The following is a 12,402-nucleotide window of genomic DNA, read 5'->3' as shown; positions in this document are numbered from 1 at the left end:
GCACGCCAGGTTGCGGATCCATGTTCATCGCGACGAGCGTCTCGCGAACCCAGCCTGGTGCGACCGCATTGACCCGCAACCCGCGGGGAAGCTCCAGCGCTGCCGCACGCGCAAAGCCTTCGATCCCCGCGTTGACGATGCTGATCGCGGCGCCGCCGGGCGTGGGCTGTCGGCTAAGGATCCCGGACGTGAGTGTGAACGAGCCACCGTCCGCGAGCGCATCGATGCCGAACCGGACCAAATCGACCTGGCCCATGAGTTTGTTTGCAAGGCAGACGGCGAAGTCGGCGTCGGTGAGATCGGGCAGCGGGCGAAAAACGGCTTGACCTGCGGCGCTGACGACAGCGTCCACGCGGCCGATCTTCGCGAAAAGGCGCTTGATCGAATCGGGATCCGCTAGATCCACCGTGAGTGCGGAGCGAGAATGACTGGCGCGGAGCACCTCGTGCCGCGCTTCAAGTGTTTGGACGACGGCGGCGCCAATCGTTCCCGTCGCACCGATGACCAAAACTTTCATGATGCCACCTGTTGCCTCCCGTGAGTTGTGTTAAGAGCAATCTTCTCGTTCGACCGCAGGTGGCCCCACTATCATTTACAAGTTGTTACTTGTCCATGATGACTTTGAGCGCGCCGGTCTTGGCCGCGTGCTCGAACGTGTCGTACGCGTCGATGATGGCCTCGAGCTTGAAGTGATGCGTGATGAGCCGGTTGGGATCGATTTTCTGTGCGCGCACCATCTTGAGCAGCGTCGGTGTGCTGACCGTGTCGACCAATCGCGTCGTGATCGCGATGTTGCGATCCCACAGTTGTTCTAGGTGGAGGGAGACCGGCTTTCCGTGCACGCCGATGTTCGCGATATGTCCGCCGGCCGCCACGATCTGTTCGCAAAGCTCAAATGTCGCAGGAATACCCACAGCCTCGATAGCCGTGTCGACGCCACGATCGTCCGTCATCTTCATGAGAGTCTCGTGCGCTTTGCCGTCGGTGCTGTTGATGATGCTCGTCGCCCCGAAACGCTTCGCGGTTTCAAGGCGTTTGCCGTCAAGGTCGATCATGATGATCTCGGCCGGCGAGTAGAATTGGGCCGTGAGCAACGCTGCAAGTCCGATCGGTCCGGACCCGACGATGGCCACGGTGCTTCCCGGGGTGATGTGGCCGTTGAGGACGCCGCACTCATATCCGGTCGGCAAGATGTCGCTGAGCATCACCAACGCGTCTTCGTTCTCGCCATCAAGGATCGGATAGAGACTCGTGTCCGCGTAGGGGATTCGCACGAACTCGGCTTGCGTTCCGTCGATGGAATTGCCTAGGATCCAGCCGCCATTCACGCAGTGCGAGAACATGAGCCGCCGGCAATAGACGCACGCGCCGCACGAGGTGACGCAGGAGATGAGAACCCGGTCGCCCTTTTTGAACGAGCTTACCGCCGCGCCGGCCTCGTCGATGATGCCGACGCCCTCGTGGCCGAGAATCCGCCCGGGTTGGGCTGTCGGTACGTCTCCTTTGAGTATGTGCAAGTCGGTTCCGCAAATCGTCGTCTTGACGATCTTGACGATCGCATCGGTTGGCGCGGTAATCGTCGGCTTCGGCGCGTCTTGATACGCCTTCTTACCGTCTCCGAGATAGACAAGCGCTTTCATCGTCGATGCGACCCCGCCGTTCTTCGGCGGGGCTACGGGGGTCAGGAGGGTGCTTGAATTCGGGGTCATCACTTTGCGCTCCCTACTAAGACTTTTTCCGGCACGATCGCCGGTGCTTCGATCTTGCCGAATCGGACGAGCTTCTTGTTGACGAACTCCTGAATTCCCATGTTACCGAGTTCGCGCCCGTAACCGGAGTCCTTGATGCCGCCGAACGGCAGCTCCGCATCCGACCAAGAGATGTTGTTGACGAACATCATTCCCGTGTCGACGCGGCTTGCGACGCGCTGCCCGCGCGCTTCGTCGTTGGTGAAGACCGAGCCGCCCAGCCCAAAATCGGAATCGTTGGCGAGCGCGATGGCCTCTTCTTCGTTCTTGACCCGGAAGAAAAGCGCGACGGGACCAAAAAATTCTTCTCTGAACGCTGGGTTCTCCGGCTTGATGTCTGTCAGAATTGTCGGTTCCATGAACGATCCCGCGCGATCGATGCGCTTGCCACCGAGCAGCAGTTTCGCGCCGTTTGAGACCGCTCCATCGACCTGTTTCAGCAGATCGACCAAGGCGGATTCGGTCGACAACGGACCAAGGGTCGTGTTCTCGTCCATCGGATCGCCCGGCTCGAGCGCAGCGAGCGCCGACCGGAATTTCTCCATGAACTTGTCCGCGAGCTCATCGACGACGATAAATCGTTTGGCCGCGCAGCATGTCTGTCCGGTGTTGTACATCTTACCCCAGACCGCCCATTTGACGGTGTGCTCGAGATCGGCATCTTCGAGAACGATGAAGGCGTCACTGCCTCCGAGCTCCATCGAGGAGACCTTGATGTTCTGACCGGCCTTTGCGGCGAGGCTTCTGCCGGCCGCGACGCTGCCGGTCAACGCAAGGCCCTTGATTCGTACGTCATCGAGGAGACGTTCCGACTGGGCATGTGAGATCAGCAGGTTGGTGTACAAGCCTGCCGGCGCACCTGCCTCGATCCAAAGCTTTTCAAAAGCGATCGCGCACTGCGGCACGCAGCCCGCGTGTTTCACGATCAACACGTTGCCGGCCATCAGGTGAGGACCCGCAACCCGTGCAAGTTGGTAGTAAGGAAAATTCCATGGTTCTACGCCGAATATAACCCCGATCGGACTGCTCTCCATGTGGGCTTCTCCGATGGCTGGATTCAACTTCACCGGCGCCAGAAACCGCTCGGCGTTCTTCGCATAGTAGGCGAGGATATTCGAGCTGAACGTGACCTCGCCGCGTGCCTCGTCGATGCGTTTGCCCATCTCGAGCGTCATCAGACGCGCGAACTCGTCGACTCTGTCGGCCATGATCGCGGACGCCTTGGCCACGATGATCGCGCGCTCGGCGTACGTCTTGTGCTGCCAGGTCTCATAACATGCCGCAGCTGCGGCGATTTTCGTCTCGAGTTCCCGGTCGGAGATCTCGTCGAATTTCTTGATGGTTTTTCCGTCAAACGGGTTGACGGTTTGGTAGGCCATGGTACGTCCTCTTTCGATTGCTTGGGGATTTGCCAGATTATTGTCACGTGATGCGGGCGACGAGTTATCGTCGAGCTGATCCTACTAATCCGGATTGTTACGTTACTTTACTGCCGCCGATGTCCTGGGTAGTCGCATAGCGTACAACTGCTCGTTCATATTTGTGCGGAGGGTCACAACCGGAACCGTAGTCGCCGAGCGTTAGATGGCGTCCCTCCTACGAAATCAATGAGCGGGAGGGATACCGCCTCTCGACTGCAAGAGGCGAGGACGAAAGAAACGCTTGTTGTCGGACTGAAAGGTGAAACCCGAATGGCTGTTGTCAGAAAATATAGTCCCGGCGAATATTGTTGGACCGATCTAGGAACGACGAATGTCGCAAGTGCGAAGAAATTCTATCGTTCCATTTTTGGCTCGAAAATGACAGATTTTCCAATGGGGGCGGGTGACGCGAAATATTCGATACTGAGCGTCGACGGCAAAGACACGTGCGGGCTATATCCAATGGCGTCCGAGCAGAAGAAAGCCCCGCCGGTGTGGCTTCCCTATATCTCCGTCAAGAGCGTTGCCGACACGGCGAAGAAAGCGAAGACCGCGGGCGGCAAGATCTGCGCTGCGCCGACGGATGTCATGGACAAGGGTCGCATGGCCGTGCTCCAGGATCCGGCCGGCGCAGCGTTTGCGATTTGGCAACCGGGCAAACGCAAGGGGGCGGAATTGAACGACACGCCCGGCACGGTCTGCTGGCACGATCTAAACACGTCGAAGCCGGCTGCTGCCGGGAAGTTCTATGCCAAGGTCTTCGGCTGGAAGACGAGCGGCGAAGAATATGGCGGAAACGAATACCATCTCTTCAAGCTTGGCAAGAAAAACGTATGCGGAATGTGGCCTTCGCCGATGAAAAAACTTCCGCCGAGCTGGGTGACTTACTGGCAAGTGTCGGATTGCGCGAAGAGCGTCGCAAAGGTGAAGCGGCTGGGCGGGCGCATCATCATGGGAACGACACCCGTCCCCGGCATGTGCCGTTTTGCGATAGTGCGGGATCCGCAGGGCGCGACGTTTGGTATCTTGGAGCCCGAGGAGTAAAACTCACACTGCCCGTCAGTGCACGGTTGGGTTGAACGGCTCGTCCAATTGCGTGTTCGAACCGGTGATATTCGCGAGCGGCGCGACGTTGCCGTTGGCGTTCTTCGCAAAGACGAGGATCTCGTCGACGCCTGTGCTCACTTTGGCATTGGCGACGTAGATAAGGCCGTTCGAATCCACGCCCGTCGACGTGACGTACGTGAACTTCGTCTTAGATCCAGAGATCGTCGCCACCGGTGCGACGTTGCCGTGCGCTCCCGCGGCGAAGACCCTGACCGATGTTGCGCTATTGTTCCCGGCGATGATGCGATCTCCAGGATCGAGATTCACGCTGAACACGCCGCCGAGACCGGTGTGGCTGCCGCCAAGGGTTGCGATCGGAGCGACGTTCCCGTTGGCGGTCATGGAAAACTCGACGATCGGGCTGGTCGGGGAGAGGTAGTTCGCCACGTATAGGTAACCGGCGGAGTCGAACCCCATTCCGCACGGAGAGTCGAGCTTCGTGTGGGCGCCGGAGATCGTGCGAACCGGTGCGCCGTCGCCGGTTGCGCCGCTCGCGAAGACATGGATCACGTTGTTGCGAAAATCGGACACGTAGATCTTGCCGGCGGCGTCGATGGCGACGCGCCGTTGCACTATCTCACGCGCGTCCGGCTCAGCGCGGCCGGCGCACACTTGAGTTCGGGGGACGAAAAGATGAGCGCGATCGCGACGTCGCTTGGATTTGACTCAGTCTCCGGGTTCACCAAGGCGTTCAAGCAACGCTTCGGCATGACGCCTGGCGAATATCGTGGACGATTCTCCGCTCGGTCAGGCGTATAGGACGAGGGTCAGGGCCATTCGCTGCATGAAAGAGGAGCCATGAAGTATTTTCTGATCAAGTATCAATTCAAGACGGGTTCGCAAGAAGAGTGGCATAAGGAAGTAAAGCGGTTCATCACTGCATTGGAGAGCGACCCCGAGCTGAAGGGAAAGATCTCGTATCGATGCATGAAGTCCAAGGATGATTCTGAGTACTATCATCTCGCCGCGGTCGCCGACGATCAAGCCGTCAAAGAACTAGGCGAGCGCGACTACTTCAAGCACTATACGGAACAGACCGACCGGGTCTCTGCCGGAGGGCTCACGGTTTCACCGCTTGAGATCATCGCGCAGACGGAACTTCGCGGCTAATCTGCGGCCGTGTCGGGCGCTCGAAGGAGTCGCTTCCGATTCACTCAAACTCGCGCTCCTCGCAACTGACTTTGATGAGGAGGCGACAACATGGAACTTGAACCCTATCTGTTTTTCAGCGGCAACTGCGAAGAAGCGTTGAATTTTTACAAAGGCGTGTTTGGCGGCGAGATCACTTCGATCAGTCGCTGGAAGGACGCGCCGCCGGAAGCGGGCATGCCCGCCGGAGACGGCGAGAGGGTCATGCATGCGAATTTCCAGTCGCCGTCGATAAAGTTCATGGCATCCGATTCCCGTCCGACGACGCAATACGGAGAAGGGCGCATCTCGCTGTCTCTCGGCACGAAGAACGTCGACGATGCGCAACGCGTATGGGATGCCCTCGCGAAAAACGGCAAAATCGATATGCCGTTCTCGGATTCTTTTTGGGGCGCAAAATTCGGTATGCTGACCGACAGATACGGCATCGACTGGATGATCAATTGCGACAACGAAAAACCTAAAGGTTGAGTTAGGAATTCGCTAGCTAGACGGCGCTGTGCCGCCAGCCGGCGGCACAGCCGCGCTCTCTTTCTTGACGATTGGAGGATGCACTCTATGCTGCTTCGTGGCATAGGTTCGACGGCGGTGCTCGCCGGCGCGATCTTGGTCTCAGCCTGCTCGGCTTCGGTGACTCCCGCTCAGGTCGGACCGGCGCGTGACGGACTGCAGAACAGCCGTTCTCAGATCGCCGCAGAGACGCCCGATCTGCCGAATCTGCTGAAAGACGGTTCCTTTGAGACGCCGCTTGTGCCGGTCGGGGGCTTTACCGTATTCAACGTCGGATCGACGTTTTCGAAGTGGACGGTGACGGGTCCGGGAGGCGATGTCGGAATCGTCAGCGGCACCTTCACGCAAAATGGTTTTTCGTTTCCAGCCGGATGCGGCAACCAATTCATCGACCTCACCGGCATAGAGACCCTTGGGAACGGCGTCCAGCAAACGATAACGACCGTGATGGGCAGCCAGCATGCGCTGAGTTTTTCTGTCGGCAATGTCGTCGACCCTAACGGAATATTCGGAACGACGAGCACGGTAAAGGTGTACGTGAACGACGTGCACGTGTTCTCGGCCAAGAATAAAAAGGGTGCCGGCGGCACCGTTCAGGTCTGGAAGGCGTTCACGACCACGATCACCGCGCCGTCGACCAGGACCACGATCAGATTTTCTAACGGAGATCCGCCGGGCGACGACAACAACGGATTGGATTGCATCAAGCTGAACTGACGCAGCGAACGGACAGCCGGACCTAGTCCCGCACGCGCTGCGCGAGCTGCGCGCTGCGCCTGTACAAGACGAAGATCAAGAGCGCGAACACCACGCCGCCGAGCGGTGTCGCGATATTCTGAAAGGCGTCGCCGACGAGCGCGAACGGCGTCGCCTTTCCGGTGGCGACGATGACGCCGGCGAGCAGCACTCCGAAGAGGCTTTCGCCGACGATCAATCCCGAGGCCACCAAGACGCCGAGCCGCTTCGCGACGTCGCCGTTCGGCCGCTGTGCCACGAAGCGATTGTACGCCCAGCCCACCACGGCGCCGATCACCGCCGCGGAAGTGGTCGTGGCCGGCAGATAGATGCCGAGCCCCACGGCCAGCGGAGGCAATTGCAGTCCTCGGGTCGCGCGCAGCACTTCGTCGACCGCGATGATGACGATGCCGATCAGCACGCCGACCCCGATCAATCCCCAGTCTATCTGCCCGCGTATCACGCCGTTGGCCAACGCTGAGATCAACGTGGCCTGCGGGGCCGGCAGCGAATGCGGGCCGCCTCCAAAACCGTACGCTTTGTTCAATAGATCCAAAATGGGCGGAATGACGAGGGAGCCGAAGATCACGCCCGCGACCAGCGACACTTGTTGGCGCCACGGGGTCGCGTCGACGAGTTGGCCGGTCTTGAGATCCTGCAAGTTGTCGTTCGATATCGAGGCGACGCAGAGTACGACGCCCGTGACGAAGAGCGCGTAAGCGACGAGCGCCGGCGCACCGGCGGCGCCGGCGACCTTCGCGATGGCTAACAGGAGCAGCGCCGCCCCGATGATGCTCAGAATGCCGAGTCCGGAAACCGGACTATTGGACGAACCGATCAGGCCGGCCATATATCCGCAAGCAGCCGCGACAAAGAAGCCGGCGACGACGACGTACAGCACGCCCGCGATGACCAGCGGCACCGCCAGCGACGCGATCGCACTCCCGTTGAGAAAGTACGCGAACAAGATCGCGAGCGGCACGAAACAACCGAGGCTGATGAGCGCGACCGTGCCGATGGGCAAATCGCGCTCGGTTCGCGGCAGCCCGCTGGCATCGCCTTTTGTCGACGCGAGGTGCCGCGACGCCGCCAGAGATGAGAGCACACCGGAGTACACGGGCTTTGCGAGCCTGCCAAGCGCCCAAATAGCCGAAATGCCGATCGTGCCCGCACCGATGAAGCGGACTTGTTGCCTGAAGACCGTCAACGCGACTGTGGCGGCGTCGCCGGCTACCGGATGCAGCGCGGTGAGCAACGGCGTCAGGATGCCCCACGAGATGACGAGCCCCGTCAGAATCGCGAGGCCGACCGAAAGCCCGATGAGGTGACCCGCGCCGACGAGCGCGAGCGACATCGACATGCCGAATCCGGTCGCGCTTGCGCCTATCCGGAAATAACCCGCGATCGTGTCGGTGAAGATGCGCGCGGCGGCGACCGCGGCATATCCGGCCGAGGCGAGCGCGCCGAGAGAAAGCGCCAGCAGTCCGCGTTTGTTTTCCTCGACCGACTCCGCGGTTTCGCCGCTCGCTCCAACGCCGACTTTCAGCACCTCGGCGGCGGCGACGCCTTCGGGGTAGGGCAGATCAGATTCCGACACGAGGGCGCGGCGCAGCGGCACGCTGTACATCACGCCGAGGATGCCACCCAGCGCGCACACGCCAAACGACTCCCAGTATGGAAATCCGGTCCACCAACCGATCATCACGAGGCCGGGCAGGACGAAGATGATGCTAGAGAGCGTGCCCGCCGCCGACGCCACGGTCTGAACGATGTTGTTCTCGAAGATCGTGGCGCCCTTGAACGCTCGCAATACCGCCATAGAAATGACGGCGGCCGGAATCGACGACGCGAACGTCAGCCCGACTTTAAGACCGAGATAGATGTTTGCCGCGGTGAACACGAGCGTGATCGCGGCGCCAAGGACGATTCCGCGCCACGTCAGTTCGAGACGATTGTCGGAAGTGGTGGACGCGGTCGGCGAAGCCAAAATAAAGAACCTTTCGAGGAGAGCGGTCTCACGGTTCCATACGGCCTTGCGGCTGACGCGTTCTTTGTACGGCCTGGAACTGGATGCCTCCGGAAATCTAGACGGTTGACTTCATTCGACTGCCGGTCTGTTCGCACCGGATGACCTGACGTACAGGATGCTAAACGACTTGATGCGTCCGCGCCGGCCTGACTAAGCGGGCGCACACTAAGACCGCCTCGAGCGCAACGCCGCAACGTCGCCGCAACGGATTACGTTTTCGGCCCAGGGTGCGAACTAAAGTCATCTTGGGAGAGAGACATGCTGGCTCAATCAACCACTCGAAGGTTTTCGATTCCCGCGATCTTGATCGCGATAGCCTTGGTCGCGTCGCTCGGCTTGACAATCGTCGGTCCGGCGGCGGCCGAAACGCCCGGTCAGGCGAGCACGCGCAATATCGTCCTCGGCGCTGTCGCCGCGCTGACGGCGATCATTCTTTACAATAATTACGAACACAAAAAAGTTGCGGCAAATTCGGTCGTCGGACGAACGGCGAACGGCGGCATAGTCTACGGCGACGGGCGCGTCGTCTATCCAAACGGCAGAGTGTACTATCCTAGCAACGACGGCCGCACTGCGTGCGGGTACGACGGCAACGGACCGCGCTGCAATCAAAACGCCCGTCTCTATTCAGGACATCCGCTCGGGCACGCCTACGGACGGGATAAGCATCATCACCCGAATCAAGGCGACGGTGACAACGACAACGACCACAACCGCTAACTAAAATGTGTAGGAGGGCAAGCATCGCTTGCCCCCCTTTTTATAAAAAAGGGTGAGCGTTGCTCACCCTCCTACAGAATGGTCCAGCTTTGGTTAGTGGTTGACTCGCGCGGTGTTAGCCGGGAAGTTCAGCGCAACTCGCTGACGGACTTCGGTGACGACGACCGAGCCCTGCTGCAGTGACACGTTGGTCTTCTTGTTGTTCGCGTACAGCGCGCCTGCGATAAGGCCAGCCGCGCCGCCTAGACTCGATTTGAAGACGGTCTTTCCGATCATGTTTCCGACAAACATGCCTGCAACCGCCGTCAAGGCGACGTTGCTCAGGTTGTTATGGCGCTGCGTTTCTTGCGACTGCAGTTGCATCGAAACGTTGCCCTGACGTCCGTTGTTCAATACCATTCGGTCGACGGTGAATGCCAAAGCCGCGTTCTTGCCCTGGCCTGCGGCAACCACTTGCACGATGTGACCGTAAAGTTGAGCATTGCCATATTGGCCGTCGCCGTTAGGGAATGGCGTGGTCATGGTAAGGCTGAATCTGTCTCCGACGTGGGCGCTGCCGGAGTCGATGGTCTGATTGATCTTCGACGTGACCATGGCGCCGGCGTTCAAATACACTGGCGCGGCAGACGCTGCCATCGGCAGGCCAACGGCGAGCGCCACTGCGGTCGAAGCGATTATCTGATGGATGGGTTTCATCGGTGAGTGACTCCTTGAAGCAGTAACCATAAGCGGGACTTCCGCTTTGCTGCATTATACCCACATCCGATGCGGCTCCACCGCCGGATTGCCGTAATATCTCGCTTCTAGTAGTTCGAAACAGCAAGAAAAAGCGCCGCGGCATATCGTGCGCCGCGACGCGTGGAGAATCTTGGGCTAGATTATTTCTTTTTCGCCTTCGGCGGGACGATGGCGTCTTTGAATGCTTTCGCTAAGCGAAATTTCACGACGGTCTTCGCCGCGATCTTGATGGCCTCACCGGTGGCCGGGTTTCGACCCATGCGTGCCTTGCGGGCGGCCTTGACGGCTTTGCCGAGACCAGGAATCTGGAACTGGCCGTTTTTCTTCGTTTCCTTGACCGCGAGCGCGACCACTTGTTCCATGAACGCGATTGCTGTCTTGCGGTCGACCTTCACCTTTGTCGCCAACTCTTTGATGACTTCGGTCTTGGTCATTGCTTTTGCCACGGTGTCGCCTCTCTCTGATAATTGGAAGTTGCACGGTGAAAATGCGGCGCCGATGGACGCATGCGTACGCCGTCTATGGCCTTCCGGTTACCCAAAGCAGCCCAAAAACCCTTATAAACGCAGCGATTTGCGGTGAAAATTTGGCAGGAATAGCGTGCCGGAGTCGGGGTCCCGCGCGGCCCCGAACGCGTGACGACCATCACAACGGCACATACCAGCCCGCTATCGTGCCGATACCTTACTTCATGAGAGCCTTCAGTTTGATCAGCCTACTCGTCGTCGTCGCCATCATCGGCTTCGCGGCCAAGTCGTATTTCCAACCGGCGGGTACCTCGAACGATCCGAACGATAAATCGACCGTTCAGTATTGGGTCGCGCACAACGGCGACCGCACGGCCATGATCTCGTTCTGCCAATCGCATCCGCAGCAGCAAGACGCTTCGGACTGCACGCTTGCTATCGAGGCACAGACCCAGGTGGATAGCCGAGCGCAGCAGTCAAACGCAGCGCAGAACAACACGGGCGTCACTTCGGCCAGCGGCGACGCGAACGACCAACTCCAGGCGCAGCAAGACGCGAATTCGTCGGGCTCGAACGGCCCGTAGAACGTCCCCGCGCTCCCTAACTTCCTAACCCGAGTTTCTCGCGCCTATGCGGCGTGCTCAAGTCCTGCAGCGGACCGATCGGCACGATCCGCGTGGGATTGATATCGTCATGCGTGAAGTAGTAGTGACGCTTGATGTGGTCGAAATTCACCGTCGCGGCCACCGCATCGAGCTGATAGAGATCGCATAGGTAGCCATACAAATTGCGGTAGTCCAAGATCCGCCGCAGGTTGCATTTGAAATGTCCGTAGTAGACCGCATCGAAGCGGACGAGCGTGACGAACAGGCGCCAATCGGTCTCCACCGGCGCCGGCCCGAAGAGATACCGCCGGTCGGCGAGGCGCGCGTCGAGTTCGTCTAGAGTTTCGAAGACCCGCCGCGCGGCGAATTCATACGCTCGCTGTGTGGTCGCGAATCCGGCGCGGTACACGCCGTCGTTCACGGTCTCGTAGACCCGCTCGTTCAGAACGTCGATCGCAGCGCGGAGCGCGGCGGGATAGAAATCGAAATCGCCGTGCCCGAGCGCGGAGAATTCGGTCTCGAACATGCGCAAGATGTCGTCGTCGGAATTGTTCACGATCCGTTTCGTCACCGTATCCCAAAGCGCCGGCACCGTCACTCTTCCGTCGTAGGCGGGATCGGTCGCGAGATACGCTTCGCTGAGATACGCAAAACCGTTCACCGGATCTCTCGAATAGCCGGGACCATCTCGAAAGGCCCAGCCGCGGTCGTCGCGGATCGGGTCGACGACGGTCATGCCGATGACCTTTTCCAACCGTTGAAGTGAGCGCATGATGATCGTCCGGTGCGCCCACGGACACGCCAATGATACGTAGAGGTGATACCGTCCGGCCACCGCGGGATAGCCGGTGCGACCGTCGGCGGAAATCCAATCTCGGAAGGCGTCTTGCTGACGGACGAACCTGCCATCGTCGGACGATTCGGCCGGGAATTGCGCTCGAGCACTCATGGGCGCCCCTTCGCGCGCGAAGGCCCAGCCTCTTTGTCGCTTGCTTTTTTCCGCACGCATGGAGCGGCGCCATCGACGCCGAATCATCCGACGATGACCGGCTCACGACGCACGATCAACGTCGCTCTTCTGTTTGCGGTGGTCATGGCTATGCCGGCGGCGCCCGCAGCGGCGGCGGCGGCGGCCAATCCGTTCGCGGGAGTGCCGACGTGCACCCCGATCGC

At 59.8% G+C, this 12,402-nt stretch carries 15 protein-coding genes; 7 read left to right on the top strand and 8 right to left on the bottom strand.

Annotated elements, in window-relative coordinates; genetic code table 11:
- From VII69_14845 to VII69_14835, 3 genes are all read right to left on the bottom strand, one after another.
- A partial coding sequence (locus tag VII69_14845) for a short chain dehydrogenase (GenBank protein ID HEY5096388.1) occupies nt 1-517 on the bottom strand: 517 nt, incomplete at its 3' end.
- 85 nt (nt 518-602) lie between these two features.
- A complete protein-coding gene (locus tag VII69_14840; GenBank protein ID HEY5096387.1) occupies nt 603-1,709 on the bottom strand; it encodes a zinc-dependent alcohol dehydrogenase family protein in 1,107 nt (368 codons plus the stop codon).
- Nucleotides 1,709-3,127, bottom strand: coding sequence for an NAD-dependent succinate-semialdehyde dehydrogenase (locus VII69_14835; protein HEY5096386.1), 1,419 nt, complete (start codon nt 3,125-3,127; stop codon nt 1,709-1,711). The genes VII69_14840 and VII69_14835 overlap by 1 nt, the downstream gene beginning before the upstream one ends.
- A gap of 228 nt (nt 3,128-3,355) precedes the next feature.
- Between VII69_14835 and VII69_14830 the strand changes: the two genes are divergently transcribed.
- Nucleotides 3,356-4,213 carry a VOC family protein gene (locus tag VII69_14830; protein ID HEY5096385.1) on the top strand — a complete coding sequence of 286 codons (858 nt, stop codon included), beginning with the start codon at nt 3,356-3,358 and terminating at the stop codon, nt 4,211-4,213.
- Between the two features lie 15 nt (nt 4,214-4,228).
- On the opposite strand, the gene VII69_14825 is transcribed toward VII69_14830, so the two are convergent.
- The gene (locus VII69_14825) at nt 4,229-4,849 is read right to left on the bottom strand and encodes a hypothetical protein (protein HEY5096384.1); all 621 of its coding nucleotides are present in this window, start codon (nt 4,847-4,849) and stop codon (nt 4,229-4,231) included.
- Here VII69_14825 and VII69_14820 point away from each other — a divergent pair.
- The 4 genes from VII69_14820 (at nt 4,844) to VII69_14805 (ending at nt 6,652) form a co-directional block, all read left to right on the top strand.
- The gene (locus VII69_14820) at nt 4,844-5,035 is read left to right on the top strand and encodes a helix-turn-helix transcriptional regulator (GenBank protein HEY5096383.1); all 192 of its coding nucleotides are present in this window, start codon (nt 4,844-4,846) and stop codon (nt 5,033-5,035) included. The two genes, VII69_14825 and VII69_14820, sit on opposite strands and share 6 nt — an antisense overlap.
- A 39-nt stretch (nt 5,036-5,074) precedes the next feature.
- Nucleotides 5,075-5,386 carry a hypothetical protein gene (locus VII69_14815; GenBank protein ID HEY5096382.1) on the top strand — a complete coding sequence of 104 codons (312 nt, stop codon included), beginning with the start codon at nt 5,075-5,077 and terminating at the stop codon, nt 5,384-5,386.
- 90 nt (nt 5,387-5,476) lie between these two features.
- Complete coding sequence (locus VII69_14810; GenBank protein ID HEY5096381.1) at nt 5,477-5,896, top strand: VOC family protein; 420 nt, start codon at nt 5,477-5,479, stop codon at nt 5,894-5,896.
- A gap of 87 nt (nt 5,897-5,983) precedes the next feature.
- Entirely contained in the window at nt 5,984-6,652 is a 669-nt protein-coding gene (locus tag VII69_14805) for a DUF642 domain-containing protein (GenBank protein HEY5096380.1), read from the top strand.
- A 22-nt stretch (nt 6,653-6,674) separates the two neighbouring features.
- Here VII69_14805 and VII69_14800 read toward each other — a convergent pair whose 3' ends face one another.
- Nucleotides 6,675-8,657, bottom strand: coding sequence for an oligopeptide transporter, OPT family (locus VII69_14800; GenBank protein HEY5096379.1), 1,983 nt, complete (start codon nt 8,655-8,657; stop codon nt 6,675-6,677).
- A 300-nt stretch (nt 8,658-8,957) separates the two neighbouring features.
- On the opposite strand from VII69_14800, the gene VII69_14795 reads away from it, so the two are divergent.
- The gene (locus VII69_14795; protein HEY5096378.1) at nt 8,958-9,419 is read left to right on the top strand and encodes a hypothetical protein; all 462 of its coding nucleotides are present in this window, start codon (nt 8,958-8,960) and stop codon (nt 9,417-9,419) included.
- Nucleotides 9,420-9,512: 93 nt separating this feature from the next.
- Here VII69_14795 and VII69_14790 read toward each other — a convergent pair whose 3' ends face one another.
- Both VII69_14790 and VII69_14785 read right to left on the bottom strand, forming a co-directional pair.
- Nucleotides 9,513-10,115 carry a hypothetical protein gene (locus VII69_14790; protein ID HEY5096377.1) on the bottom strand — a complete coding sequence of 201 codons (603 nt, stop codon included), beginning with the start codon at nt 10,113-10,115 and terminating at the stop codon, nt 9,513-9,515.
- A 182-nt stretch (nt 10,116-10,297) separates the two neighbouring features.
- Complete coding sequence (locus VII69_14785) at nt 10,298-10,603, bottom strand: HU family DNA-binding protein (GenBank protein HEY5096376.1); 306 nt, start codon at nt 10,601-10,603, stop codon at nt 10,298-10,300.
- A gap of 245 nt (nt 10,604-10,848) precedes the next feature.
- Here VII69_14785 and VII69_14780 point away from each other — a divergent pair, with 245 nt between their 5' ends.
- Nucleotides 10,849-11,208 (top strand): hypothetical protein, encoded by a 360-nt coding sequence (locus VII69_14780; protein HEY5096375.1) that lies wholly within the window; start codon nt 10,849-10,851, stop codon nt 11,206-11,208.
- A 16-nt stretch (nt 11,209-11,224) separates the two neighbouring features.
- Here the strand turns inward: VII69_14780 and VII69_14775 are convergent, their stop codons facing one another.
- The gene (locus VII69_14775; protein ID HEY5096374.1) at nt 11,225-12,178 is read right to left on the bottom strand and encodes a glutathione S-transferase family protein; all 954 of its coding nucleotides are present in this window, start codon (nt 12,176-12,178) and stop codon (nt 11,225-11,227) included.
- Nucleotides 12,179-12,402: the final 224 nt, after the last annotated feature.

It is taken from the genome of Candidatus Eremiobacteraceae bacterium, assembly GCA_036511855.1.
Taxonomy (GTDB): Bacteria; Vulcanimicrobiota; Vulcanimicrobiia; order Eremiobacterales; family Eremiobacteraceae; genus JABCYQ01.
The sequence above is the reverse complement of the archived record's forward strand: the minus strand, read 5'-3'. Positions and strand labels throughout refer to the sequence as shown.

Coding starts and splice junctions, on each gene's coding strand:
- VII69_14835 (HEY5096386.1), bottom strand. CDS start 3,127: ATGGCCTACCAAACCGTCAACCCGTTTGACGGAAAAACCATCAAGAAA.
- VII69_14840 (HEY5096387.1), bottom strand. CDS start 1,709: ATGACCCCGAATTCAAGCACCCTCCTGACCCCCGTAGCCCCGCCGAAG.
- VII69_14810 (HEY5096381.1), top strand. CDS start 5,477: ATGGAACTTGAACCCTATCTGTTTTTCAGCGGCAACTGCGAAGAAGCG.
- VII69_14805 (HEY5096380.1), top strand. CDS start 5,984: ATGCTGCTTCGTGGCATAGGTTCGACGGCGGTGCTCGCCGGCGCGATC.
- VII69_14780 (HEY5096375.1), top strand. CDS start 10,849: ATGAGAGCCTTCAGTTTGATCAGCCTACTCGTCGTCGTCGCCATCATC.
- VII69_14795 (HEY5096378.1), top strand. CDS start 8,958: ATGCTGGCTCAATCAACCACTCGAAGGTTTTCGATTCCCGCGATCTTG.
- VII69_14830 (HEY5096385.1), top strand. CDS start 3,356: ATGAGCGGGAGGGATACCGCCTCTCGACTGCAAGAGGCGAGGACGAAA.
- VII69_14790 (HEY5096377.1), bottom strand. CDS start 10,115: ATGAAACCCATCCATCAGATAATCGCTTCGACCGCAGTGGCGCTCGCC.
- VII69_14775 (HEY5096374.1), bottom strand. CDS start 12,178: ATGAGTGCTCGAGCGCAATTCCCGGCCGAATCGTCCGACGATGGCAGG.
- VII69_14815 (HEY5096382.1), top strand. CDS start 5,075: ATGAAGTATTTTCTGATCAAGTATCAATTCAAGACGGGTTCGCAAGAA.